This window comes from Streptomyces sp. NPDC024698, from assembly GCF_055559015.1.
This window is the reverse complement of the sequence record NZ_JBVHLK010000012.1, coordinates 95637-120008: the sequence shown is the minus strand read 5'-3', so window position 1 is coordinate 120008 and position 24372 is coordinate 95637. Positions and strand designations below refer to the sequence as shown.

Genomic DNA, 24372 nt, shown 5'->3' with positions numbered 1-24372 from the left:
GCGCCGGTCACACAAGTCAGCAATGATTGCCATTGATTGAAACGCGCACTTAATCGGAAGGTGTCATTCGTGAGCGATACGGCGGCCGTTCCGGCCCGACGCCGGGGCAAGCGACCACCGCAGGGAGAACCGGTCATCGACCGGGCGCTGTCGCTGCTCGAGACCTTCGACGCGACCCGGCGGCACCTGACCCTGCGCGAACTGAGCGTGCTCAGCAACATCCCGGTCAGCACGACGCTGCGACTGGCCAACCGGCTGCTCGACTGGGGGGCTCTCGAGCGGGACGAAGCCGGCCGGTACTCGATCGGCCTGCGGCTACTGGAAGTTGCCTCACTCGCCCCGCGTGGTCACGGCCTGCGCCACATCGCTCTGCCCTTCATGAGCGACCTGGGCGCGGTCACGCGACAGCACGTGCAACTCGCGGTCCGTGACGGCCTTGAGGCGACGCTGGTCGAGCGTCTCTCGGCGCACAGGGCGGTCCAGGTGCGGTACCGGATCGGCGGCAAGATGCCGCTGCACGCGACCGGCATGGGGCTGGCGCTCCTCGCCTTCGCACCGGGCGAGGTGCAGGACGAACTGCTCGCACGGCCGCTGCACAGCGAGCCGGACAAGCGGCTGATTCCGGCCTCGGCGATGCGGCGCACGCTCGCCGAGGTGCGCAGGGAGCGGGTGGCCATCTTCCGCCGCACCGAGTTGGAGACGCTGGTCGCGGTGGCCGCGCCGGTCTTCGACGAACGCGACGAAGCGGTCGCCGCGATCGGCGTGCTGCTCCCCGAACGGGAGGCGCAGCCACGCCGGCTCACCTACGCGGTGAGAATCGCCGCGCAGGGCATCTCGCGCGCACTCGGCGCCCCCAGCGCGGCCTCGCCGTCGGCGCCGCTCACGCCATGAAGACGTGCCGGCCGGGGCCGACCACCTCCACTTCGCCGTTCGGCACGACGACCTCGGCGGTCGTGCCAGGGGGCACGACCACCTCAAGGAGCAACCCGCCGTCCCTGAGCTGCCAGGCCGACCCGATGCGCCCGTGGGGCGACTCCAGCACCGCGGAGGCCGAGGTGAGACCGCCACCCGGGAGCGGGGCCACCCGGAAGCGGCGGTAGGCCGGATCGAGCGGCTTCAGCCCCGCGATGTGCCGGTGGAAGAAGCTGATCACCGCCCCCTTCGAGTAGTGGTTGAGCGACTCGTGGGGCGTGCCGTCGTCCGCCATCCCGTTCCAGCGCTCCCAGATCGTGGTCGCGCCGCGATCGATCATGTGCAGCCAGGACGGCGGACCGTCCTGGAACAGCAGCTCGTAGGCAAGATCCACCTCGCCGTGTTCGGCCAGCACCGGTAGGAGGAAGGGCGTCGCCAGGAAACCGGTGCCGACATGGGTGCCCGCGGCCCGGACGAGACCGACGAGCTGCGCCACGGCGTTCGGCACGGCCTCCTCCGGGACGAGCCCGAAGGCAAGCGCGCGCGTGACGTTGGCCTGGGTGGCCGGGCGCACCGTGCCGTCGGCGGCGAGGAACTCGACGCGCCAGGCGGCGGCGACCCGGTCGGCGAGCTCGGCGTACCGCGCCGACTCCACCGGCTTGCCGAGCACTTCGGCGATTCGGGCCATCAGCCCGGCCGAACGCGCGAAGTACGCCGTGGCGACATCGCTCTTGTCGGCGGCGACGAAGGCCCCGAAGTCGTCCACCCCGGTGCCCGGCTCCAGCCACTCACCCCAGTGGAAGCCCGTGTCCCACAGGTAGCGCTCGTGCGCCGCCTCGGGGCCGGTGCGACCGGGGTGACGGTCGGCCGCGGCCATCCGCTCGGCACGGCCGACCCAGCGCACCATGTTCGGCCACAGCTCGGCCAGGATCCGCTCGTCGCCGTACGCGCGGTAGAGCTCCCAGGGCACGATCACGACGGCATCACCCCAGCCGGCCGAGCCCTGCAACGGCGCGGTGGGACCGTGCGGGCCCTCGGCCGGTCCGTGCGGCGAGATGTTGGCGATCGTTCCGTCGGACCATTGCTCGATCGCGACGTCGCCCAGCCATTTGGCCGAGAATCCGGCGACGTCGTACAGGAACGCGGCCGTCGGCGCGTAGATCTGCCAGTCCCCGGTCCATCCCGCCCGCTCCCGATGGGGACAGTCGGTGGGGATGTCGCAGGCGTTGCCGCGGAAGCTCCACACGGCGGCCTCATGAAGCCGGTTGATCCGCTCGTCGCTGCACGAGAACCATCCCGTGCGGCGCAGATCGCTGTGCACCACGACGCCCGTGACGTCCTCGGGAGTCAGATCGTCGGGATGACCCTCGATGGTGACGTACTGGAAGCCGTGGGTCGTGTGCCGGGGCTCGAACACGTCACCGGGCCGCCCGGCGGAGAGGACGCGGTCGACCTGCCCGGCGGGGAGAGGCACGGGCAGGAACGGCACCGCGGGTCTGAGGTGGTCGGTGGTGAGATCGCCCTTCGCATCGAGTGCCTCACCGTGTACGAGCGTCACCTCACCGCCCGCCGGGCCGAGGTTGCCGAGACGGACCCAGCCGTTGATGTTCTGGCCCAGGTCGACCAGTTGCCGGTCGCCGCGTCGTACCACCGACCTCGGCCGTAGCTCCTCGATGCGACGCGTCGGTGGCGCCGGCGACCAGAACAGCGTCTCGTAGCCCAGGCCGACCGGCTCCGCGGGGTGCCATCCGGCCGTGTCCGTGGCACGCCGGTCGTCGGACACACCGTCGATCAGGTCGGCGCGGGTGAGGCTCGACGGCCGCGACTCCCAACCCGCGTCGGTGCCGAACACTTCGGTGGTGCCGTCGACGTACTCCACGTGCAACTGCGCGAGGAACGCGGTGCGTTCGCCCCACTGATCGACCGCACGGAAGATCCCGACCTGACCGCGGAACCATCCGTCGCTGAGCAGCGCCGTCCAGGTGACCGACCCGGGCCGGAGCAGCGGGGTGACATCGTAGGCCTGGACCGGCACCCGGGCCGCGTAGTGCGTGTACCCGGGGGTCAACTCCAGGTCGCCGACCCGGACCCCGTCGAGGAACGTCTCGTAGAGACCGTGCGCCGTCGCGTAGAGCCGAGCGCGACTGACCGGCCGCCGCACGACCAGGCGACCGCGCAGCTCGTACGCGGGGCGCGGGGCCTGGGGGAGCGGGTCCGGTTCGCGGGGACTGACCCACGAAGCGGTCCAGTCGACGGTGGCGAGCAGCCCTGTCTCGAAGCTCGCCGCCGCCGACCAGTCCGACTCGCCTCGATCGGTCCGCACCCGCACCCGCCAGCTCACCGGCCGCGCCGACCCGACCGGATCGAACGGCCATGCCTCAAGGACACTCCCGGCGGATTCGACCCAGTCCGAGTCGTGCACCCCACCACCGAACTCCGCCCGGATGCGGTACGCCTTCTGGGTGAGCGTGCCCTCCGGGAGCCGCCACGACAGCCGGGGCGCGGGTTCGCCGAGCCCGAGCGGAGAACCGAGGTGTTCCACGCCCAGCTCGGTCGGCGCGTTCATGCGCCGACGGCCACGGGCCGGCCGACCGTGGCTGCGATCAGGTCCAGCGCGGCGGCGGTCGGCCCCACCGTGGCCGCGAGATTGAGGAAGCCGTGCATCATCGAGCGCACCATCACCTGGCGCACGTCCACGCCCGTGGCCGCGAGCGCCGCCGCGAAGGCCTCGCCGGAGACCCTCAGGTCGTCGTACTCGGCGTTGAGCACCAGCGTCGGACACACTCCGCGCAGGTCGGCCAGGATCGGGAAGGCGTACCCGTCGGCCTTGCTGAGGGGGCCACCGAGATAGTTGTGATTGAAGAAGCCGTGCATCTCCGGTGGGAAGTGGAGCACTTGGGGCACGTGGCTCATCAGCTCGGCGTGCTCGGGACCGAGCGGTGGGAGCACCGCGTGGGCGACGCCGTAGGCGAAGATCAGGTGGGCGGGAGGCCTCTGGTCCTCGTCGCGCAGCTTCAGGGCGGCTCCCGCGGCGAGGTTGGCTCCGGCACTGGCCCCGCCGACCGAGATCCACCCCGTATCGACACCCAGATGCTCCGCGTTCTCGCGGACCCAGCGCACCGCGGCCACGACGTCGTCGTGGGGCACCGGGTAGTGCACGCCGTTCCGGCACAGTCTGTAGTCGACCGAGACCACGACCGCGTCGGCACGCCGCGCCACCTCCCGCGCGGTCCAGTCCGCCTCGGGCATGTCCAGGTCGCCCATCATGAAGGCGCCGCCGTGCATCCACACGAGTGCGGGCCGCCCACTCGCTCCGGAACGCTCGCCGTAGACCCGTACCGGGACCGGACCGTGCGGCCCGGGCGCCTCCGCCGCGCGAACCGGGACGTCGGGGACTTCGTAGTCCGGCCAGGCCTCGAACGCGGCCCGCCGCTCGGCGTACTGGGGGTCCTCGAAGAAGGCTTGCATGCTGGGAACACCCTCGATGTACGCGAAGCGCCGGAGGGTCTCAGGATGAATCGGCATGCCTCGCAGCGTTCCGGTCGCGCCGATCCACGTCACCCGGCCGCACCATTGAATGGAATGCCGGGGCCGACTGAACGGAACGTCAGGACCGGCCCGCGTAGCGGAGCCGGCGGACCCGGACCGCGCCCTCGGTGGCGAACGGCCCGACGACCCGGCCCGTGAACGCCTTGGCGGTCTCGAAGCACCAGTGCCGGCCGTCCAGTTCGACGAGCGTCACGTCGTCGTCCGCCACCCGGGCCGTCAACCGGATCAGGTCGCCCCCGACCGCGCCGGCGGAGACGTCGGAGGGCGGCGACGCCGTCGCGATGGTGAGTTCGACGTCTCCGCACGGCAGGGTGGCGTGCCAGGTCCGGTCGAATCCCGCCACCACCACCCGCGCCTCGATCTGGATCCCGGTTCCGGTGGTTCGGGCCTCCAGCGCCACCAGGTTGTCCTCCGCGTTGCGGAACGCGAGGCCCCCGCGCCCCTCCCGGACGTCGAACACCGCGCTCACCACGGCGTCCAGATGCCGCGGCCGACGCCCGACGAACGCCGGTCGTGGGCCGTCCAGCGCGGTGTGACCGGGAGTGCGACGGATGAGGAGACCGTCGGGCGTCGGAGTGGCGACCGCGGCCGGCAACTGGCGTACGGCGATCCAGACCGGGTCACTCAGCGCGTCCGGCGCGGCGAAGTCGTACGTCACCTCCTCGTCCGGCGCCGGCGGCAACTCGGTCAGCCGCGCGGTCGGCCAGTCGTCGACCCAGTCGACGTCGGCCAGGAAGGTCTCGCGGCCGAGGGGCGAGAACGACTTGGCCAGCCCCACGGGTCGGACTCCGAGGCAGACGAGCGCCGTCCCCGCGTCGGTCTCGACCAGGTCGGCGTGGCCGAGGTTCTGCACCGCCCAGCCGGTGCCGGCGGCGGAGAGAACCGGGTTCCCCGGGCAGCCCTCGAACGGTCCGTCGGGCCTTCTGGCGCGGGCCACCGTGACGGCGTGGCCCCGGTCGGTTCCGCCTTCGGCCACCACCAGGTACCACCATGCGCCACGGCGGTGGAGGTGCGGCCCCTCGGGGGAGTAGCCGCCGCTGCCGCCCCAGACCGCACGGGGCGTGTCGAGGGCCCGGCCGGTCGTCAGGTCGACGCGGACCTGCTGAATCGGGTCGGGATGGCGGGCGAACGTGACGATCGCGGTGCCGTCGTCGTCCCAGGCGAGATCGGGGTCGATCCCGTCGACCGCGGGGATGCTCACACCGTCGCTCCACGGGCCGGCCGGATCGGTCGCCGTGAAGACGACACAGCCCCGGCCGCCGAGGAAGACGGTGACGATGAGATGGAAGAGGCCGTCGCGGTGACGCAGCGTCGGGGCCCAGACCCCGCCGGGCGTCGGAATCCGTTCCAGCTCGACCTGCTCCGGTCTGGTCGCCACATGGCCGATCTGACGCCAGTCCCGTAGATCGGTGCTGTGGTGGACCGGCAGCCCCGGCAGGTATTCGAACGACGAGGTGACGAGGTAGTAGTTGTCACCGACCCGCACCACGCTGGGGTCCGGGTTGAATCCCGGGATCAACGGACGGGTCATGACGTGACGAGCCTCCGCAGGAAGACGAGGGACTCCTGTTGCAGGGCGGTCACGTCCTCGGCGCCGTCCCAGAAGTGGCTCGCGCCGGGGACGAGCAGCAACCGCGCGGACCCTCCCGCCGCGGTCAGGGCCGCCGCGAAGTCGACGCTCTGCGCGGTCGGCACCATCGTGTCGCTGTCACCGTGCATGATCAGCAAGGGAGGCGCGTCGGCACGCACGTGGCTGATCGGACTGGCCTCGCGGGCGAGATCCGGGATCTGAGCGGCTGGTGCTCCCAGGAAGAGCGCCTCGCGCGTCCGCGGATCGTCGGGGTCGGGCATGGCGGTCAGGTCGGTGATCGGGAACCACGCGACGACTCCGTCCACGGCCGAGCCGGTCAGGGCGGCCAGCAGGGCGAGGTGCCCGCCGGCCGAGTCGCCCCAGAGGAACACCTGCCCCGCGCCGACCTTGTGGGGCTTCATGACCTCGGCGACGGCCGCGACCGCGGCGCGAACGTCGTCGGCCGCGGCCGGGTAGGGGGCCTCGCCACTGAGCCGGTAGTCGACCGCCGCCACCGCGAAGCCCGCGCGCACCATCGAGGGGTAGAAGTCCTCACCCAGGCGCGGCAGCGGGTGGCGACGCGAACCGCGTCGCCACCCGCCGCCGTGTACGTGGACGATGACCGGTACCTCGACAGGGCCCTCGGTGGATACCGCGTCGGGGAGGTACAGGTCGAGTTCGAGCGGGCGGAAGCCCGGGATCACGGCGTACTCGACACCGTCGAACCGTCTCATGCCGTACCGCGCGTGAGCTGCTCGGCGCAGGTGTGGAACCGGCCGCCTTGCATGATGGCGAGAAGGTTCCCGGCGTCCTGCAACACGGTCACGTCCTTCGTCGGGTCTCCGTCCACCACGAGGATGTCGGCCAGGTATTCCGGCGCCAGGAGGCCGACCGGGAATTCCAGGACCTGACCTCCGAGGAAGGTGGCCGCCTTGAGCGCCTCCAGCGGGCTGTAACCGAAGAGGTCGACGAAGAGTTCGAGGTCGCGGGCGTTGCGGCCGATCGGGTTGTTCGGGAAGCCGTAGTCGCCGCCCGGCAAGACGCGCAGGCCGCGCTTGCGGAGCTCGGGGTAGAGCTGCGTCATCGCCTCGAGCGACCTCACCGAGCCCATCTTCTGGGCCATCGCGGTGTCGATGCCGAACTCCTCGCCTTCGTGGACGTTGGCCCACATGATGCCGACGGCCGGCGAGAGGAAGATCGAGTCCTTCGCCTCTTCGAGGAGGTCGATCGCCTCCTGGTCGGCGTAGGAGCAGTGATAGATCGAGCGGAAGCCGCTGGTGACCGCCAGCTTGATCGACTCGGGATTCTGGGCATGGCAGTTGAGCCAGACACCGGACTCGCGCGCCTGCTCGCCTGCGGCCCGCGCCTCCTCGGCGCTGTACTGCGTCACCATCGACCCGCCCTCGAAGAAGACGTCGTCGTTGCTCATCAGCAGCTTGACGCTGTCGAAGCCGATCGCGGCCTGCTCGCGTATGAACGCGCGTATCGCGTCCGGCCCCGTCTTCTGCTCGCGCGGGCCGTCGGGGCCCATCTGCACCGGGTTGTTGTCGCGCTCGAACGACGCGGCACGCATCCGCGGTCCCACCGCGGCCCCGGCCTTGATCTGGTCGCGGAGTATCACCTCGGTCGGCACAGGTGTCAGCGAACCGGCCGAGTAGGCGCTGGTGAAGCCCTGGTCGAGGAGGATGCGCGCGTTGCGCTTGGCGATCTCCAGGTGCTCGTCCGGCGTCGGCATGTGGTGGAAGAAGCTGACGTCCAGCGGCGGGTTGAAGGAGGTGTCGATGTGACCGACGGCCGAGGGGAAGGTCAGGTGGCAGTGCGACTCGATCATGCCCGGCATGACCGTCCTGCCCGTGCAGTCGACCACACGGTCGCCCGGTTGCGCCTGTACGCCACCGCCGAGGACGACCGCCTCGATCGTCTCGTCGCGGACGACCACGTCGGCGGGGACGGCCGGGGCTCCCGAGCCGTCGAAGACATTGCCGTTGACGAACAGGATGCGCTGCTCGGGCATATCAGGCTCCGATCATGTTGTAGCCGCCGTCGGCGACGAAGTAGCTGCCGGTGATGTGCTGGGCGTCCTCGGTCGCGAGGAGGAGCGCCGTGCCGGCGACCTCCTCGGGCTTCGGGATGTGGTGCATCGGGGTCATCTCCCGCAGCTTGTCGCCGCGTCCGTTCTTGTAGTCCTCACGGTTGAGCATGCGCTCGGTCTCCATGAAACCGGGCGCGAAGGTGTTCACCCGGACCTTGGGTGCGAACGCCTGAGCGTACGACTTGGTGATGCCGAGGACGCCGTACTTCGCGGCCGCGTACTGCGGAGCCCGTGCGCTGCCGCGGACCACGACCGTGGAACCCACGTTGACGATCGAGCCGCCGCCCGGCTGCTCCAGCATCCGGGAGCCGAACTCGTGGGTGCACAGCAAGGTGCCCTTGAGATCCACGGCGAGCGTGTGGTCGATCGCCTCTTCGGTGATCTCTCGCCACGACATCTGATCGCTGGCCATGTCGCCCACGTTGTTGATCGCCACGTCGACCCGGCCGAAGTGCCCCCATACCGCGTCGGCCATGCGCGTGATCTGCGCCCATTCGACGATGTCGGCCTGGACGAGGAAGGCCTTGCGGCCCTCGGCCTCGACCCGGTCGGCCGTACGGCGTGCGCCCTCCTGCGAGCTGCGGTAGTGGACCGCCACGTCGGCACCCTCCTGGGCCGCCCGGACGGCGATCTCGGCTCCGAGGCCGGTGCCGGCACCGGTGACCAGGACGACCTTGCCGGTGAAGCGCTGCGGATGATTCATGGGTCCGCCTTTCAGACGAGGGTGCGACCGCCGTCGACGTACATGACGTGACCCGTCACGAACGCGGACTGCGGGGAGCAGAGGAACAACAGGGGTGCGACGACGTCGTCGGCGGTGCCGAGCCGACCGGCCGGAACGAGGTCGACCATGCCCTCGCGCATGCCTGGCTTGTCGAGGTAGGCGCGCGTCAGGTCGGTCTCGGTGTAACCGGGCGCGACGGCATTGACCGTGACGCCGTGCGGCGCCCATTCGCGGGCCATGACGCGGCAGAGCTGGTTGACCCCGCCCTTGGTGGCGGCGTACGGAGCGTGGTTGGCGTGCGCCAGCAGTCCGGAGACCGAGGACAGCAGGACGATCCGCCCGTAGCCGCCGGACACCATCAGGGCGCCGGCCGCCTGAGTGCTCCACACGGCGCTCTTGAGGTTGACGTCGATGATCCGCTCCCAGACGTCGTCGGGCGTCTCGAGCACCGGGCGCCGGTCGTTGATGCCGACCGCGTGCACGAAGACGTCGAGACCGCCCATCGTCTCGGCGCTCTCGGCGACCGCGGAACGAGCGCTCCGCGGGTCGGTAAGGTCGGCCGCGCGGGTGGCGATCGAGAGTCCTGCCTCCGCCGCCCGCTCGGCGAGCGCGGCGAGCCGCTCCTCGTCGACGTCCGTGACGGTCACGCGGGCACCTTGTCCGGCGAGGCCGAGGGCCGCGGCCGCACCGATGCCGCCGGCACCGGCCACCAGGGCCGCGCGATGATCGAGTCCGAGCCAGTCGTCCATGCGAGGGATGAAAGGCGATGGTGTGTGATCCGCACTACGTCCGTTTCAATCATTGGAACGTGCACGGGTGTCATGCCATTGCTCGGCACGGCACCGCATGGATTGCGGTACGCGCTCCACACTCGGGCCATGACACGGCTGCCCCGCCTGGCCCCAGGCGAACTCGACCCCGCCCAGCGCTCCCTGTACGACGCGATCACCGGTGGGCCCCGCTCCGGCGGTCCCCAGCTCTTCGCCCTCACCGACGCGCAGGGAGGACTCAACGGCCCTTTCAACGCGATGCTGTTCGCACCCAGGGTCGGAGCGGCCCTCCAGGAGCTGGGCTCGGCGATCCGCTACCGGACCTCGCTCAGCGATCGAATCCGCGAACTCGCCGTCCTTTCGGTCGCGGCCCACTGGGACTCGGCCTTCGAGCGCTACGCCCATGAGCCGATCGGCCGGGCCGCGGGTCTGACCGACGCGGAGATCGCCGCGGTGAGCACCGGCACGGGACCCGAACTCCCGGACCCCGCCGAAGCCGCCGCCCTTGAACTGGTGGGGGTCCTGGTCGCGCGTGGTGACGCCGACGACGTCGTCTTCGAGCGAGCCGTTTCATTGAACGGCATCGAGGCGGTGGTGGAGCTCACCACGCTGGTGGGCTACTACGCGACGCTCGCGCTTCAGTTGCGCGTCTTCCGCGTCGGACCACCAGGAGCCTCCGCATGAAACTCGTGACCTTCAACGACGGTCGGGTCGGCTACGTCGACGGCGAGGCCGTCGTCGAGCTCGACGTCCCGTCGATGCGCGACTACTTCGAACAAGCGGGGGAGGTCGAGGAGACCGGGCGCCGATTCCTCCTCGGTGACGTCACCCTGCGGGCGCCGATCGTGCCCAAGAAGTTCTTCCACACCGCGGGCAACTTCACCGACCACCACGACGAGCTGACCGCCGTCGACTGGTCGCACCCGGTGCACAAGGGGATCGTCTTCTTCCAGAACGTCGACGCGATCATCGGTCCCGACCAGCCGATCGTCTACCCCGAAGGACTCACCAAGGAGCTCGACTACGAACTCGAACTGGCCATCGTGATCGGCAGGAGCGGCAAGTTCTTCGGTCCGGAGGAGGCCGAGGACTACATCGCCGGCTACACCGTCTTCAACGACATCACCGCGCGTGACATCCAGCGCCGAGAGATGCAGTCGGGCGTCTTCTCCTTCTCGAAGGGGATCGACACCTTCTGCCCCGTCGGCCCCTGGATCGTCACGAAGGACGAGGTTCCCGACCCGCACGCGCTCGCGATGGAGCTCCGCGTGAACGGTGAGCGACGTCAGACGGGCAACACCCAGAAGATGATCATCTCGATCCCGCACCTGGTCGCCTACCACTCGGCCCAGGGCTACTCGGCCGGCGACATCATCACCACCGGCACCATCTCGGGCGTCGCCGCCGTGCAGCCGAACCCGTTCGACTTCTACCTCCGGCCGGGCGACCGCATCGAGGCGGAGATCGAGGGCGTCGGCACGCTGCGGAACCACGTGGTCGGCTGGAAGGACGCGCACGACACCGAGCCGTTCTCCATCGACCTCTACGGCCCGGCGAACTGAGGCGGAGCAGATGCGACTGGCCACGCTTTCCGACCGAGCCGTCCTGCTCACCGACGACGGCGCGGTCGACATCGCCGACGCCTCTTCGGGCCGCTTCGGCCCGGACCCCATGGACGTCCTGACCGACTGGACCGAGTTCCGGGCCTGGGCCGGGAGCGCCGTACTGCCTGCGGCGCGCCCGTACAGGACCGCCGATCTGGACGCGCCGGTCCCGCGGCCGCGTCAGGTCTTCGCGGTGGCGCTGAACTACCGTCCGCACGCCACCGAAGCCGGGTACGTCCCGCCCGAGATCCCTCTGCTCTTCACCAAGTTCCCCAGCTGTATCGTCGGCCCGACCGCGCGGGTCGAACTGCCCAAGGGCCGTGTCGACTGGGAGCTCGAGATGGTCGCCGTCATCGGCGCGCCCTGCCATCGGGTGCCCGCGAGCGAAGGCTGGGAGGCGGTGGCAGGGCTCACCGTGGGGCAGGACCTCTCCGAGCGCGTCCTCCAACTCACCGGCAAGCCGGCGCAGTTCTCGCTGGGCAAGTCGTATCCGGGCTTCGGCCCGACCGGTCCGGCGCTGGTGACCCCCGACGAGCTGCCGGACCGGGACGACATCGCGATCGAGTGCCTCCTGAACGGCGAGAGCGTCCAGGCGGCACGCACCAGCGAGATGATCTTCTCCGTTCCGCGGTTGGTGGAGTTCATCAGCGGTGTGTGCCCGCTCTACCCCGGCGACCTCATCTTCACCGGGACCCCGGCCGGAGTGGGCAACCGCCGCGTTCCGCAGCGGTTCCTCGGCCCCGAAGACGTCCTGGTCAGCCGTATCGACGGCCTGGGCGAGATGCGCCAGACCTTCCGATGAACACGGCGTGCGCCGGCCGCCACCCAGGGGGCCGGCGCAGTGCCCTTTGCCGTGACGGTGGCTGAATACGCGCTCCAGGAGGCCGAGCGGCGCGACGCGGGGCCGCGTGTCCTGCATTCCTGGAGCCATCGGTATGTCGCCCCCGAACTTCCTTCCCTGGCAACGGCGCACAGTCCCGGACAGGAACAATCGACGAGGGAGGTCTGTGCAGGGGAAGCCGTGCCGCGCTATGCCATCACCGGGCTGCGGGACCGGTACCCCGGAGTCGTGGTGGGGACCCGCACGGTCCGAACCGCGCCCGTGGAGGCACTGCTCGCAGCAGCCCGGGAAGCTGCCGTAGTCGTCATCGGCGCACACCGCCGCGCGCGTGTGCCAGGTCCGCGCCCGGGGCCGGTCGGCCCACGCGCTGCTCCGCCGGGAGTACGGGCCGGTGGTCGTCGTGCCCTGCGGATGACCGGCCCGCCGGCAAGCCGGTCCCGTCACGCTTGCACTGTCTCTCGGGCCACACCATCAATCGGTGTCTGTAGAGCGCGGGAAAGTTGACGAGAAGGAGAGGAGTCTCACCTTCGACCCCGGACGATCCGCAGTCGCGACCTGATCCATCTCGCCGACCGCGTCGCCCCTGGACGGCTTCCGGCCCCGCCGAAAACCGCTGGCGCAACAACCACACAGAACGTGAGGATCAACAACCGGTGTCCAGCATTCAGCGGGAGGGGAACCGGCATGGTCGGTCGGGTGGAAGTGCAGCACGTGCATGAAGGAAACCTCGAAGAACTCCTCACGGTGGCCGTCGAGGATGCAGCACCCGAAGAGGTCATGCCTCCCGTGGCCGGCCCACCGGGATGGACGACGGAGCGACGGGAATCCTTCCGGAGCTGGCACAGGGCTCGACGCCCCGGACTTGCCGGCCCGCTCCGCGAGTCCACCTTCGCGATCACCCACTAAGGGAAGATCGTGGGGTCAGGTCGTTTGGCTTTCCGCGACAGCCACGAGGTCCTCGAAGCCGGCGTCTGGCTCGGCCGTTCACATCGCGGACGCGGAGTCGGCACCGCCGCTCTCCGACTCCTTCTCGACAAAGCCGCGCGAGCGGGTGCACGGGCCGTAGTCGCGGACACCAAGAGCCACAACATGGCGGCACTTGGCGCCCTGCGCCGCAATGGTGCAACGCTCATCGCGAGCCAGGACACCGTCGCAATCCACGCTGATCTGATGCCGAAGATGATGCCGCCGCCTTCACCCTCCGCCGCGAACACGTGAAGCCTCGGCAGAACGTGACACGGGTTCGCCGGAACGTGTGCGCTTTGGAGGGCGCCTTGTTCCAGGCGATCGCGCAGGCGACGTACGCGTCGATGCCCCGCGCCGCGGTCCGCGCCGTGTGCTGGCGACAGCTCGGGGAGGACGACCAGGCGGGCCCCTGCACCCCGTACCGCCTCGGCGTGCAGTGCAGCGTTGGCGGCGACGTCCGGGCCGGCGCAGCGGGGCTGGGCGACGGCGACGGCCAGCGGTTCGGGCACAGGGCACTCCGGGCCGGTGAGGGAGACACCGGTGACTCTAGCCTCGTGCCGTGACCGGCGATCGAGGCACCCGCTTCACCGCGGTTCCCCAGGCGAGCAGCGCGAACCCCAGGGCGAAACCGGCCATCGTCGAGACACCGCGCGGCCAGAAGATGTGGCTGTCGACGAACGACCAGCCGGCCCCGAGGAGCACCACCGTGCCCGGCAGGACCCGGACTCCGTGCTTCGGGAACAGTGCGACCGCCGTGGCGGCGATGGCGCCCATGAGGGCGTACACGCCGACGTGTCCGAGGAGCTCTCCGATGTCGTACAGCGGCCGCTTGACCGGTCCGAGGCTCGCTGTCCCGCCGACGTGCCCGACCGCGGTCCCGGCCGCTATGCCGGCGACCGCGTCGAGACCGGTGTAGAAGGCCGCGTAGCCGAAGGCACCCGTCCAGGCCACCACCGTGGCGACGCCCACGAGGCCGGGGCGAGGCCGGTGCCACAGAGGTATCAGCAGTCCGACGGTGAGCAGGGGGAAAACCGGCAGGAGCGCGATGTGCAACCGGGTCCACTCCGAAGCCGTCGAGCGGAGCAGCCCATGCGGATGTGCGAGACCCGCAACGGCCAGCACCAGTGGGGCGGCAGTGACGAGGGCGATGTTTCGTATGGTCGACACGCCCGTGAGCGTATGCGTGTTGATGCCTCGGGGAGGGGCGCGTAAGGGTTCCGTAAGACATCGGTCATGGTGTGCGGCGCTGAGCCGGCCATGGTCTTACGAGAGTCTGACGCGGCCACAGTTCCCGTGTCGCCACACCATTCCCGCCGTCCACTCTGGCGCGGTCCACACAGCCGTGGGCTGCACCGCGAAGACACCTCGCACGGACGGGAAACGCACATGCACAACACCCCCGAGAACCATCGCCGTACGAGCCGGCCCGCCGCCATCAGGAACGGTCATCGGGCGAAGTCACGAACACGGCGCATCATGATCGGCGGCGGGGCTCTGGCCGCCGCGGCGGCGGCCACGGTGGCTGTGACCGTTGCATCGGCCAGTCAGTACTCAGGGAGCGCGCCCGGCGCCGACCACGCCGTGTTCGTTCAGGGCGACGAGCTGGGCGGCAACACCATCCATGTGTTCGCCCGTGGCGACGACGGCACGCTGAACGCCTCGGGGACCTATGCCACCGGAGGCAAGGGCGGCGACCAGGTCGACGCCCCGACCGACTCGCTCGCCTCCCAGGGCTCACTCGTCTACGACGACGCCTCGGGGATGCTGCTGGCGGTCAACGCGGGCAGCGGCACGGTGACCTCCTTCCGAGTCGAGGGAAGCCGGCTCAAGGATCGGCACGTCGTGAGTTCGGGCGGCAGGTTCCCCGCCTCGATCGCGGTACACGGACGGGTCGCGTACGTCATGAACGCGGGCGGACGGGGCAGCGTCCAGGGCTTCGAGATATCCGGTGAGGGGCTGCGGCCGCTGGCCGGGTCGCACCGATCCCTGGGTCTGGACAACAAGGACGTCCCGTTGTTCTCCAGTTCTCCCGGCGAGGTCGCGTTCACTCCGGACGGGCGCGACCTGATCGTCACCACCAAGTCCGCCAACACCGTCGAAGTCCTCCCCATGAACCGGAACGGTCTGCCGGCCGTCGCCGCACCTGTCGTCAACAAGTCCGCCGGCGCTGTCCCGTTCGCGATCACCTTCGACGCGACCGGGAAGCGGATGCTGGTCGCCGAGGCCGCGAAGTCCACGGTCACCACCTACAAGGTGCGACACGACGGCACGCTGAAAGTCCTCCAGAAGCCCTTGCCCAACGGCCAGGAGACCCTGTGCTGGCTCGAACGCGCGGGCAACCACTTCTACGGCGGCAACACCGGCAACTCCACCGTCACCGGGTACCGCATGGACAGGCACGGCCGGCTCTCCCTGACCAACGACGTGGGCATCGCCACGCCGCCCTCGGCCACGTCGCAGGGCGTGATCGACCTCGCCGTGACCCGGGACGAGCGGTTCGTCTACGTCCAGAACGCCGTCTCCGGGACAGTCGACGGCTTCCGCGTCAAGACCGACGGCTCACTCGCCAAAATCACGTCAGCGAGTACCGGCCTGTCCCCCTTCGGCGTGTCCGGCATGGAGGGCATCGTCGCCGTCTGATGGACACCGGTCAACAGAGCCCTGGGGGGCTTCACCGCGCAGATCCATCTGAAAAGCAGGTCTTGCTTCGGAGTGGCCGATTTGCGCAGGCACCACCTGGACCGAACGAAGCCGTTCGTGACCGACTGGGCAGATCGCGCCGGCCCCGAACGGCCCGCGTGCGAGGTGCGCAGACAGTCTCTCCCGGCAGACATCAGCCATGGGCGGCGCCTGTTCGGATCCCCTCACTTTCGTCCTTGGTGGAGGCGGCGAGCCTGCGCAGGGTCTCGGAGACCGACGGGGCCGTTGAGGCGGCCTGGGACTCGGAACGGGACCTGGCGGTCCGCCGGCCGGCAGTACGCCCGCAGATTCCGGTCGTTTCCGCTCCGCCGTCGGTGCTGCGCGGTGCCGCTGTGACCTTGGTGACAGTACGTCACCAAGGTCACAGCGGTCCGGCGTGGCTGAAGCGGCCGGCCCGGCGCTGGATGCGGTGCCGGCGCGTGCGGTGGCGTACCGGTGGATGCGCCGCCCGCGCGTCGGCACGGGCGTAGAAGACATGCTTGGCGCCCTCGATCAGCACCAGGTAGAGCACCACCATCACAGCCAGGGTGAGGAGGAGCCCGAGCGGCAGGGCCTGGAACCCGAGCGGCCCCGCGAGCGGCGACATCGGCAGCGCGACACCGACGGCGACGACGGCGATGGCGCTGACCATCAGGGGGCGGCTGGGTCGGCTGCGGTAGAACGGCACCCGGCGGGTGCGGATCGCGAAGACGACCAGCGCCTGCGTGGCGAGGGACTCCACGAACCAGCCGGAGCGGAACAACGCGGCGCCCGTGTGGAAGATCTCGATCATGACCGCGAAGGTGAGGAAGTCGAAGACGGAGCTGACGGGCCCGAAGAAGAGCATGAAACGGCGGATGAAGGCGATGTCCCAGTGCGAGGGAGCGCGCAGCTGCTCCGGGTCGACGTGGTCGGTGGGGATGGTCAACTGCCCGGCGTCGTAGAGGAGGTTGTTGAGCAGGATCTGCGAGGGCAGCATCGGCAGGAAGGACAGCACCAGGGAGGCTCCGGCGGCGCTGAACATGTTGCCGAAGTTGCTGGAGGTGCCCATCAGGACGTACTTGATGGTGTTGGCGAAGATCCGGCGGCCTTCGGCGACCCCGTCGGCGAGGACGCCGAGGTCCTTCTCCAGGAGCAGGACGTCAGCCGCGTCCTTGGCCACGTCGGTCGCGGTGTCCACGGACAGCCCCACGTCGGCGGCGTGCAGGGCCAGCGCGTCGTTCACCCCGTCGCCCAGGAACCCGATGGCCCGGCCCCGGCGCCGCAGCGCCCGTACGACCCGGGCCTTGTCCTGGGGCGAGACACGGGCGAAGACGGTGGTGGTCTCGGCCGCCCTGGTCAGCTGCTCGTCGTCCAGTTCCCCGATGTCCCGGCCGGTCAGGGCCCGGCCTGGCGCCAGGCCGAGCTCGGCGCAGACCTTCTGCGCGACGAGCGCGTTGTCGCCCGTACAGATCTTGACCGTGATGCCGAGGTCCGCCAGGCGTTTCAGCGAGGCGGCGGCACCGGCCTTGGGCGGGTCGAGGAAGACCAGGAATCCGGCCAGGCGCAGCCGGTACTCGTCGGCGGCGGTGAGGGACGTCTGCCCGCCGACGTCCCTGGTGGCCACGGCGACGACCCGGCTGCCCGCCGCGAAGTGCTCCTGGAGCACCGCCGCGGCCTCCTCCGGTACGTCACCGCAGCGGGCCAGGACCGCCTCGGGCGCACCTTTGGTCACGAGCAGGCGGCTGCCGTCCGGGCGCTCGACCAGCGCGGAGCCGAGCTGCCGGTCGTGGTCGAAGGGCAGCAGCGCGAGCCGGTGGTGACCGGCCGGGGGTTTGTCCGCGGCCTGCCACAGCGCGGTGTCCAACGCGTTCCCGCCCACGTCGTCGAGGTCGCCCTCGGTGGCCAGCAGGCCCAGCGTCAATACCGTCTCGGAGGGTGCGCCGGTCGGATCGAGGGCCGCCTCGAAACGGATGCGGCCCTCGGTGAGTGTGCCCGTCTTGTCGGTGACCAGGACATCCATGTCGCCCAGATCCTCGATGCACACCAGCCGTTTGACCAGGACCTTGCGCCGCGCCAGCTGCCGTGAGCCGGTGGCTAGGCTCGTGCTCACCACGGCGGGCAGCAGCTGTGGGGTGATGCCCACCGCGATGGCCAGAGAGAAGAGCAGGGCGTCGAGCAGGGGCCGGTGGAGCAGGAGGTTGACGACGAAGATCCCCGTGGTCAGGGCGGCGGCGACCTTGAGGAGCAGCACGGAGAAGCGGCGCAGCCCCGCCTGGAAGTCGGTCTCCGGCTGCCGTTCCCCCAGCCCCAGGGCGATTCGTCCGAACTCGGCACGGCCCCCGGTGGCGACGACCACTCCGGTCGCGCTGCCCCCGTGCACCACCGTCCCCATCAGCGCACAGGAGCTCAGCTCGGCCAGCGCGGCCCCCGCGGCGACGGGCTCCGGGTCCTTGTCGGCCGGGGCGGACTCCCCGGTGAGGACGCTCTCGTCGCAGGCGAACGCGGTGCACTCCAGCAGGCGTAGATCCGCGGGCACCACCTGCCCCAGCGTCAGACGCACGACATCGCCCGGCACCAGTTCGGTCACCTCGACCTCGGCGGCCGCGCCGTCCCGGAGCACGACGGCCGTGTGGCGCACCCGCGAGTGCAGGGCCTGTGCCGCCTTCTCCGCCCGGTACTCGTTGACGAATCCCAGCGCCACGCTCAGCACCAGGATCCCCGCGATGATGATCGCGCCGGTCCGCTCGCCGAAGAAGTACGAGACCCCGGCCGTCACCGCCAGCAGGATCAGCAGGGCGCTGCGCAACTGTCGCCCGAGGAGCGCGAGGACACGGACGTGGTGCGTACGTACGGCGTTCGGTCCGACGTCCGCGAGCCGCCCGGCCGCCTCACCCGCCCCGCCCCCCGACAGTCCCTCGGTACTGCTCGCGAGCGCGGCCAGCACGGCTTTCGCGTCCTCGGCGGCGGCGTCCCCCACCCGCATCTCGGCCACCCGGGTGGTCACTGACCCCAGGTCCATTCGGCGACCTCGGGCAGGTCCTCCCCGTGGGCGCGGATCCAGTCGTGATGGCGGTAGCGGACGTCGACCATCCGCTGCCGCAGCTCCGCCGCGCCGACCGCGAGACCGGGCACCCGGTCGATGACGTCCATGACCAGCCGGTACCGGTCGAGGTCGTTGCGTACCACCATGTCGAACGGGGTCGTGGTGGTGCCCTCCTCCTTGTAGCCGCGCACGTGCAGGTGGGGGTGGTTGGCGCGGCGGTAGGCGAGCCGGTGGATCAGCCACGGATAGCCGTGGTACGCGAAGACGACGGGCTTGTCGGGGGTGAACAGCGCGTCGTACTCGCTCTCGGACATGCCGTGCGGGTGTTCCTCCGCGGGCAGCAGCCGGGCGATGTCGACGACGTTGACCACCCGCACCGCAAGTTCGGGCAGATGGAGACGGAGCAGCGAGGCGGCGGCCAGCACTTCGAGGGTGGGTACGTCGCCCGCGCAGGCGAGCACCACGTCCGGCTCGCCGCGCTCGGACTCGGTGCCGGCCCAGGACCAGATCCCGGCGCCGCGGGCGCAGTGCGCGCGGGCGGCGTCGAGGTCGAGCCAGTCGAAGCAGGGCTGCTTGCCCGCGACGACGACATTGACGTAGTCGCGGCTGCGCAGTGCATGATCGGCCACGGACAGCAGGGTGTTGGTGTCCGGGGGGTAGTAGACCCGCACGACCTCCGGCGACTTGTTGAGTACGTGGTCGACGAACCCGGGATCCTGGTGCGAGAAGCCGTTGTTGTCCTGGCGCCAGACGTGCGAGGTGAGCAGGTAGTTGAGGGAGGCGATCGGGCGGCGCCAGGGGAGCCGGCGGGCGACGCGCAGCCACTTGATGTGCTGGTTCGCCATGGAGTCGACGATGTGGACGAAGGCCTCGTAGCAGGAGAACAGGCCATGCCGCCCGGTGAGGAGATAGCCCTCCAGCCAGCCCTGGCAGGTGTGTTCGGACAGGATCTCCATCACCCGGCCGCCGCGTTCCAGGTGCTCGTCCGTCGGCAGTACCTGGGCCTCCCACGCCTTGCCGCTCGCCTCGTAGACGGCCTGGAGACGGTTGGAGGCCGTCTCGTCCGGGCCGACCAGCCGGAAGTCCCGCCGCTCGCCCGAGTCGGCCATCACCCGGGCCAGCAGGTCGCCGAGGACACGGGTCGGCTCGTGCGCCGTCGCGCCGGGCTTGTCGACCGGGACGGCGAACCGCTCCAGGGGCGGGAGGGGCAGGTCGTGCAGCAGCAGACCGCCGTTGGAGTGCGGGTTGGCGCCCAGGCGGCGCGCGCCGCCTGGGACGCAGGCCAGAACCTGTGCCCGGGGGCGTCCACATTCGTCGAAGAGTTCCTCCGGCCGGTAGGAGCGCAGCCAGCTCTCCAACTTCCGCAGGTGGTCCGGGTTTTCGCGTACGGCCGGCAGCGGAACCTGGTGCGCACGCCAGGTGCCCTCCACCGGGAGGCCGTCGACCTCGGCCGGTCCGGTCCAGCCTTTGGGCGTGCGCAGCACGATCATCGGCCACCGGGGGCGTTCGGCAGTGCCCTCCGTGCGGGCGGCGTGCTGGAAGGCGGCGATGCGGTCCAGGGCTTCGTCCAAGGCGCGGGCCATCGCCCGGTGGACGGCGCGGGGGTCGTTCCCGGTCACATGGAGGGGCTCGTGGCCGTATCCCCTGAGCAGGGAGTCGAGTTCGGGCTCCGGTATCCGGGCCAGGACCGTCGGGTTGGCGATCTTGTAGCCGTTGAGGTGCAGGATCGGCAGGACGGCACCGTCGTGTACCGGGTCGAGGAATTTGCCGGAGTGCCAGGAGGCGGCCAGCGGGCCCGTCTCGGCCTCACCGTCGCCGATCACGCAGGCCACCAGGAGCCCCGGGTTGTCGAACGCGGCTCCGTAGGCGTGCGAGAGGGAGTAGCCCAGCTCGCCACCCTCGTGGATCGATCCGGGCGTCTCGGGCGCGACATGACTGGGGATGCCGCCCGGGAAGGAGAACTGCCGGAAGAGGCGGGCCATGCCGACGGCGTCCTGTGTGATGTCCGGGTACGTCTCGGTGTAGGTGCCCTCCAGCCAGGAGTTCGCGACCACGGCGGGCCCGCCGTGGCCTGGTCCCCAGACACAGATCGCGTCCAAGTCCCGCGCCTTCACGACCCTGTTGAGGTGCGTGTGGATCAGATTCAGTCCAGGTGAGGTACCCCAGTGCCCCAGCAGTCGCGGTTTGACGTGCTCGGGTGCCAGGGGCTCGGTCAGCATGGGGTTGGACATGAGGTAGATCTGCCCGACGGCCAGGTAGTTCGCCGCCCGCCAGTGGGCGTCCAGGGCGCTCAGCTCCTCCTCGTCGATGTTGTCCATGCCGGCAGGGGTGTCGAGGGAGGTCTCGCGAGGGGGGTCGAGTGGCATGACGAACCCTTCTTGAAGAGGGCTGTTCAGGAGCTTCGGGAGCTGAGGCCGGGGAGGTATTCGGTCTCGTCGATGAAGGCGCGGGCGACATCCGAGAGGCGGCGGTTGTGGGAGCGGGCGTAGGCCCTCAGGGTGGTGAAGGCCCGTTCCATGTCCGTGTGGCGGCGTTCGGCGAGTTTTCCCTTGGCCTGTTCGATCAGGACGCGGCTGCTGAGGGCGCTCTGCAACTGCTCGTTGAGGAGCGTGGTGCGCTCGGTGGTGCGTTGTTGCAGCAGGCTGATGGTGGCGACGTCTGCGAGGGCCTGGGCGAAGGGGGTGGAGGAGGGGCTGATGGGTGCCGGGGTGGCGTGGAAGAGGTTGAGGGCGCCGACGACCTCGTCGCGCAGGCGCATGGGCAGCGCCTGGACTGCGGTGAAGCCGCTGCGCCGAGCCTGGGCGCTGAACAGGGGCCAGCGGGCCGCCTCGTGGCGCAGGTCGTCGACGGTGACGGCGATTCCGCTGTGGAAGCAGTCCAGGCAGGGGCCTTCGTGGTTCTGGAGCTGGAAGAGTTCCAGAAGGCGCACCCGTTCGTCGGAGGCGGCCATGACGCGCAGTACGCCGTCACGGTCGGCCAGCAGGACGCCCGCCGCGCTCGCGTCGAGCAGGTCGACGCAGCGGTCGGTGAGCAGGCGCAGGAAGTCCATGAGGTCGAAGTCGGCGACGAGGCTGTCGGCGAGCTCGACGAACGTCCGGGCCATCAGCTGTTCCTTCATCGTGCACACCTCTGTGGATGGGGCGTGAGCATCAGGACTCCTCGTCGGGGGGTCGTGCCTCCGTCGGTCGGATGTCGGACGGAGTCGTGTCCGGGGGGAGGCGGAGCCGGTGGGCGATCACGTCGGCGGCGACCACCGAGATCCGTAGCCCTCGGGCGTAGGCGTGGGCGCGCAGCCGGATGAAGGCTTCCTCGAAGCCGACGTCGAGCTGGACCATGAGGATGCCGGTGGCCTGGTCGATCTCGGCGCGGTATCCGCCCAGGTCGTCGAACGGCGCGGTGTCCGGCCGGTCGGTGCCGGCCGCGTGGGTGTCGGGCGCCTGGGTGTGGAACGGGGCACCCGTCTCACTGATCCGGGCATCGAGCAGAATCAACGTGGCGGCGTCGGCGAAGGCCATCGCATCGGCCACCTCCTCCGCGTCCAGTTCGACCGAGCTGCTGGAGTACAGGTCGAGTACGCCGGGGCTGACGGCTCCGATCCGCAGGGGGAAGGCGAAGACCGCTCTGGCACCGGCTTCCAGGGCCGCGTCGGCGAACACCGTCCAATGCCGCTGGAGTTCACCGGCCAGCAGGTCGGGGCAGAGGACGGTCGAGCCGAGGGCGTGGGCGTCCACGCACGGCCCCTCGCCCAGGGTGAGCTGGAGTTCCTCCAGATGCCGGCTGACGGAGTCGGTGCTGCACAGCGGATGACTCGCCCGGTCGCGGGACATCGCGGACATCCCGGCCCCGCCGACCGGCAGTGCCGCCACCGCCGCCGTACACACGTCGAGGACGCCGACCCGCGCGCCGCGCAGAGCCGCCTGCTCGGCCACGAGAGCCTGGATCCGCACCGACCGGCTGCCGGGGATCACGGCGACCACCGGGTTCGGTTCCCCGGTTGTTCCATGACCTGGTCGGCTCCCGGCGAAGGCATGGGGAAGGGCGAGGAGGCGGGAGTCCGACAGGTTGAGGATGGCGAGGGGCGGCAACGCCTCTCTGGAATGGTGGAGTTGGAGTGAATCCGCCGGTCGTGGTGCTGTGTCGCAAGGTGCGGAAGAAGGCGTTGACGCCGCCGCCGGTTGTCCGCGTCGTGCCGGCGGACGTTCGGAATCGGTGGGATGCCCATGAGCAGGGTGCCTCGGTTCACGAGACCGTACCCGGTACGCGGTACGGCCGACGGACGTGCAGGCAGGTGAATGACCGATCCAGCAACCGATGTTCCGGAGCGCAGGACCCAGCCGGTTCCCCCGGGGATGCGCGCGGCGGGCGGACGAGTGGTCCGCTCTCCACAGGCATACGGGCCAAGCAGTGGTGGCCCGCCAGGGTCTGGGACGTCCGTACGCAGCATAGTCCCCGGGCCGGTCTCCTGGTCGGTCCGGAGAGGGGCATCACGATGTTCGCACGGTCGTGATCGGGTGGCTTCCGGCTGTCGGTCAACGCCCGGCTGCCTCCTCTGTCAACGCAGTCTCGACAAAGGGGAGTTCCGCGAGCTGGGCCGGGGCCGCCGGGGCGAGGGGAGCCTCGGCGGGAGAGTCGACCGGCTCGGCCGACGGCGCGGGCAGTATGCGGTCCTCCCACCAGGACAGGCCCATCACGGCGGCGAGCAGGACGAAGGGGGTCGAAGCGGGAACGATCAGCACGTACATGGGTACCGCCTGCGATGTGTGCGTGCGACGCGGCGGACAGCGCGGGTGCCCGTCTGAGGCGCATCGATGCCGCACCAGGGTCCAGTGGCGACGGCGGGTGCGGGAGCGGCCCGTTGGCGACGGGACGGAATCCGGCACTGATGCGTGAGGTGCGCCCCCGAAGGAGCGCGAGAGGATCGACGCTGCCGGGGGCTCGGGCCGTACCACGCACGTTAGCCCTCGCGGCCCTCCCCGGACAGACGTCAGGTGGCCATCCGCTTCCGGCCGCTTCCGTCGGACGCCGCGGACATGGGGCGCTGTCCGCAACGTCGTGCAGGGGCTACGCTGTGCGAACAGGCCCTGGCCCCCGGCAGTGATGGTTTGCTCCGCTCCGGGAAGGCCCGCCGTGTTCGTTCTGCTTCTCCTGCTGGTCGCCGTGCTGTTCGGCCTCGGCTTTCTCCATCCCCTCTGGTGGGCGGCCGCGGCCGTGTTGATCTTCGGAGCCACCCGTTACGGCCGCGATCGCGGGGGAGGCTGGATCCGTGGCGACGGTTCCGATCTCAAGGGTTACCGGGACTACGAACAGCGCCGGGACCGTCAGGACCGCTGGGACCGCCGCTACAGCCGTCAGAACCGGGCACGCTGGAGGCGCGAGGACCGTCGGGACCATGAACGCCCCGGTGACCGGTGAACCGGCTCGGCGTCAAGAGGTCTGGTCTCCCGGAAGGTCGCGGCCTGGCCTAGACCGCCAGGGTGGCCGTAACAACGACTCCGGCGCAAACACGCCGGAGTCGCCCTTCCGGGCGGCTGCACGTGAGAGTGAGCCAACCCACCCCCCATGCTACCGCGTGTGGCACGGCTCTTCAGAGCCGAGTGAATCGACGGCGAATTGTCATCCCGGCCGGCGGCGATTTCATGT

22 protein-coding genes are annotated in these 24372 nt (G+C 70.3%); 9 read left to right on the top strand and 13 right to left on the bottom strand.

What is annotated here, in order from left to right; genetic code table 11:
• The first annotated feature begins 69 nt into the window (after positions 1–69).
• On the top strand, positions 70–891 hold the full coding sequence (locus ACZ4AA_RS25120; protein WP_467606974.1) for an IclR family transcriptional regulator: 822 nt from the start codon (positions 70–72) through the stop codon (positions 889–891).
• Here ACZ4AA_RS25120 and ACZ4AA_RS25115 read toward each other — a convergent pair.
• The 7 genes from ACZ4AA_RS25115 to ACZ4AA_RS25085 all read right to left on the bottom strand — a co-directional run bounded on the left by ACZ4AA_RS25115 (position 881) and on the right by ACZ4AA_RS25085 (position 9596).
• Positions 881–3478 carry a family 78 glycoside hydrolase catalytic domain gene (locus ACZ4AA_RS25115; RefSeq protein WP_467606969.1) on the bottom strand — a complete coding sequence of 866 codons (2598 nt, stop codon included), beginning with the start codon at positions 3476–3478 and terminating at the stop codon, positions 881–883. The two genes, ACZ4AA_RS25120 and ACZ4AA_RS25115, sit on opposite strands and share 11 nt — an antisense overlap.
• Complete coding sequence (locus ACZ4AA_RS25110; protein WP_467606966.1) at positions 3475–4437, bottom strand: alpha/beta hydrolase; 963 nt, start codon at positions 4435–4437, stop codon at positions 3475–3477. The genes ACZ4AA_RS25115 and ACZ4AA_RS25110 overlap by 4 nt, the downstream gene beginning before the upstream one ends.
• Before the next feature lie 82 nt (positions 4438–4519).
• Positions 4520–5992: a glycoside hydrolase family 43 protein gene (locus ACZ4AA_RS25105; protein WP_467606963.1), complete on the bottom strand. Its 1473-nt coding sequence runs from the start codon at positions 5990–5992 to the stop codon at positions 4520–4522.
• Positions 5989–6765, bottom strand: coding sequence for an alpha/beta hydrolase fold domain-containing protein (locus ACZ4AA_RS25100; protein ID WP_467606960.1), 777 nt, complete (start codon positions 6763–6765; stop codon positions 5989–5991). Before ACZ4AA_RS25100 ends, ACZ4AA_RS25105 begins: the two co-directional genes overlap by 4 nt.
• Positions 6762–8045: an amidohydrolase family protein gene (locus ACZ4AA_RS25095; protein ID WP_467606956.1), complete on the bottom strand. Its 1284-nt coding sequence runs from the start codon at positions 8043–8045 to the stop codon at positions 6762–6764. The genes ACZ4AA_RS25100 and ACZ4AA_RS25095 overlap by 4 nt, the downstream gene beginning before the upstream one ends.
• Before the next feature lies 1 nt (position 8046).
• Entirely contained in the window at positions 8047–8826 is a 780-nt protein-coding gene (locus ACZ4AA_RS25090; protein ID WP_467606953.1) for an SDR family NAD(P)-dependent oxidoreductase, read from the bottom strand.
• A gap of 11 nt (positions 8827–8837) precedes the next feature.
• A complete protein-coding gene (locus ACZ4AA_RS25085) occupies positions 8838–9596 on the bottom strand; it encodes an SDR family NAD(P)-dependent oxidoreductase (RefSeq protein WP_467606948.1) in 759 nt (252 codons plus the stop codon).
• Positions 9597–9725: 129 nt separating this feature from the next.
• Between ACZ4AA_RS25085 and ACZ4AA_RS25080 the strand changes: the two genes are divergently transcribed.
• The 6 genes from ACZ4AA_RS25080 to ACZ4AA_RS25055 all read left to right on the top strand — a co-directional run bounded on the left by ACZ4AA_RS25080 (position 9726) and on the right by ACZ4AA_RS25055 (position 13591).
• Positions 9726–10301, top strand: a complete 576-nt coding sequence (locus ACZ4AA_RS25080; RefSeq protein WP_467606943.1) for a carboxymuconolactone decarboxylase family protein — start codon at positions 9726–9728, stop codon at positions 10299–10301.
• Entirely contained in the window at positions 10298–11179 is an 882-nt protein-coding gene (locus tag ACZ4AA_RS25075; protein WP_467606939.1) for a fumarylacetoacetate hydrolase family protein, read from the top strand. The genes ACZ4AA_RS25080 and ACZ4AA_RS25075 overlap by 4 nt, the downstream gene beginning before the upstream one ends.
• Positions 11180–11189: 10 nt before the next feature.
• Positions 11190–12023 carry a fumarylacetoacetate hydrolase family protein gene (locus tag ACZ4AA_RS25070; protein WP_467606936.1) on the top strand — a complete coding sequence of 278 codons (834 nt, stop codon included), beginning with the start codon at positions 11190–11192 and terminating at the stop codon, positions 12021–12023.
• A gap of 39 nt (positions 12024–12062) precedes the next feature.
• A complete protein-coding gene (locus tag ACZ4AA_RS25065) occupies positions 12063–12566 on the top strand; it encodes a universal stress protein (RefSeq protein ID WP_467606932.1) in 504 nt (167 codons plus the stop codon).
• 411 nt (positions 12567–12977) lie between these two features.
• A complete protein-coding gene (locus ACZ4AA_RS25060) occupies positions 12978–13280 on the top strand; it encodes a GNAT family N-acetyltransferase (RefSeq protein WP_467606929.1) in 303 nt (100 codons plus the stop codon).
• A gap of 56 nt (positions 13281–13336) precedes the next feature.
• Positions 13337–13591, top strand: a complete 255-nt coding sequence (locus tag ACZ4AA_RS25055; protein WP_467606925.1) for a hypothetical protein — start codon at positions 13337–13339, stop codon at positions 13589–13591.
• On the opposite strand, the gene ACZ4AA_RS25050 is transcribed toward ACZ4AA_RS25055, so the two are convergent.
• On the bottom strand, positions 13575–14195 hold the full coding sequence (locus ACZ4AA_RS25050) for a hypothetical protein (protein WP_467606921.1): 621 nt from the start codon (positions 14193–14195) through the stop codon (positions 13575–13577). The genes ACZ4AA_RS25055 and ACZ4AA_RS25050 overlap by 17 nt on opposite strands.
• A gap of 219 nt (positions 14196–14414) precedes the next feature.
• Between ACZ4AA_RS25050 and ACZ4AA_RS25045 the strand changes: the two genes are divergently transcribed.
• Complete coding sequence (locus tag ACZ4AA_RS25045; protein ID WP_467606919.1) at positions 14415–15668, top strand: lactonase family protein; 1254 nt, start codon at positions 14415–14417, stop codon at positions 15666–15668.
• Positions 15669–16089: 421 nt separating this feature from the next.
• On the opposite strand, the gene mgtA is transcribed toward ACZ4AA_RS25045, so the two are convergent.
• The 5 genes from mgtA to ACZ4AA_RS25020 all read right to left on the bottom strand — a co-directional run bounded on the left by mgtA (position 16090) and on the right by ACZ4AA_RS25020 (position 23474).
• Complete coding sequence (mgtA, locus tag ACZ4AA_RS25040; RefSeq protein ID WP_467606916.1) at positions 16090–18708, bottom strand: magnesium-translocating P-type ATPase; 2619 nt, start codon at positions 18706–18708, stop codon at positions 16090–16092.
• Positions 18690–21050, bottom strand: a complete 2361-nt coding sequence (locus ACZ4AA_RS25035; RefSeq protein ID WP_467607276.1) for a phosphoketolase family protein — start codon at positions 21048–21050, stop codon at positions 18690–18692. Before ACZ4AA_RS25035 ends, mgtA begins: the two co-directional genes overlap by 19 nt.
• Positions 21051–21124: 74 nt before the next feature.
• Positions 21125–21850, bottom strand: a complete 726-nt coding sequence (locus ACZ4AA_RS25030; protein WP_467606914.1) for a GAF and ANTAR domain-containing protein — start codon at positions 21848–21850, stop codon at positions 21125–21127.
• Positions 21851–21881: 31 nt separating this feature from the next.
• Positions 21882–22709, bottom strand: a complete 828-nt coding sequence (locus ACZ4AA_RS25025) for a GAF and ANTAR domain-containing protein (RefSeq protein WP_467606911.1) — start codon at positions 22707–22709, stop codon at positions 21882–21884.
• 552 nt (positions 22710–23261) lie between these two features.
• Positions 23262–23474: a hypothetical protein gene (locus tag ACZ4AA_RS25020; RefSeq protein WP_467606908.1), complete on the bottom strand. Its 213-nt coding sequence runs from the start codon at positions 23472–23474 to the stop codon at positions 23262–23264.
• Positions 23475–23859: 385 nt separating this feature from the next.
• Here ACZ4AA_RS25020 and ACZ4AA_RS25015 point away from each other — a divergent pair, with 385 nt between their 5' ends.
• A complete protein-coding gene (locus tag ACZ4AA_RS25015) occupies positions 23860–24144 on the top strand; it encodes a hypothetical protein (protein ID WP_467606904.1) in 285 nt (94 codons plus the stop codon).
• The last annotated feature ends 228 nt before the right edge of the window (positions 24145–24372 follow it).

Coding starts and splice junctions, on each gene's coding strand:
- ACZ4AA_RS25090 (WP_467606953.1), bottom strand. CDS start 8,826: ATGAATCATCCGCAGCGCTTCACCGGCAAGGTCGTCCTGGTCACCGGT.
- ACZ4AA_RS25095 (WP_467606956.1), bottom strand. CDS start 8,045: ATGCCCGAGCAGCGCATCCTGTTCGTCAACGGCAATGTCTTCGACGGC.
- ACZ4AA_RS25110 (WP_467606966.1), bottom strand. CDS start 4,437: ATGCCGATTCATCCTGAGACCCTCCGGCGCTTCGCGTACATCGAGGGT.
- ACZ4AA_RS25075 (WP_467606939.1), top strand. CDS start 10,298: ATGAAACTCGTGACCTTCAACGACGGTCGGGTCGGCTACGTCGACGGC.
- ACZ4AA_RS25070 (WP_467606936.1), top strand. CDS start 11,190: ATGCGACTGGCCACGCTTTCCGACCGAGCCGTCCTGCTCACCGACGAC.
- ACZ4AA_RS25085 (WP_467606948.1), bottom strand. CDS start 9,596: ATGGACGACTGGCTCGGACTCGATCATCGCGCGGCCCTGGTGGCCGGT.
- ACZ4AA_RS25105 (WP_467606963.1), bottom strand. CDS start 5,992: ATGACCCGTCCGTTGATCCCGGGATTCAACCCGGACCCCAGCGTGGTG.
- ACZ4AA_RS25020 (WP_467606908.1), bottom strand. CDS start 23,474: ATGTACGTGCTGATCGTTCCCGCTTCGACCCCCTTCGTCCTGCTCGCC.
- ACZ4AA_RS25100 (WP_467606960.1), bottom strand. CDS start 6,765: ATGAGACGGTTCGACGGTGTCGAGTACGCCGTGATCCCGGGCTTCCGC.
- ACZ4AA_RS25045 (WP_467606919.1), top strand. CDS start 14,415: ATGCACAACACCCCCGAGAACCATCGCCGTACGAGCCGGCCCGCCGCC.
- mgtA (WP_467606916.1), bottom strand. CDS start 18,708: ATGGACCTGGGGTCAGTGACCACCCGGGTGGCCGAGATGCGGGTGGGG.
- ACZ4AA_RS25030 (WP_467606914.1), bottom strand. CDS start 21,850: ATGAAGGAACAGCTGATGGCCCGGACGTTCGTCGAGCTCGCCGACAGC.
- ACZ4AA_RS25035 (WP_467607276.1), bottom strand. CDS start 21,050: ATGGACAACATCGACGAGGAGGAGCTGAGCGCCCTGGACGCCCACTGG.
- ACZ4AA_RS25115 (WP_467606969.1), bottom strand. CDS start 3,478: ATGAACGCGCCGACCGAGCTGGGCGTGGAACACCTCGGTTCTCCGCTC.
- ACZ4AA_RS25080 (WP_467606943.1), top strand. CDS start 9,726: ATGACACGGCTGCCCCGCCTGGCCCCAGGCGAACTCGACCCCGCCCAG.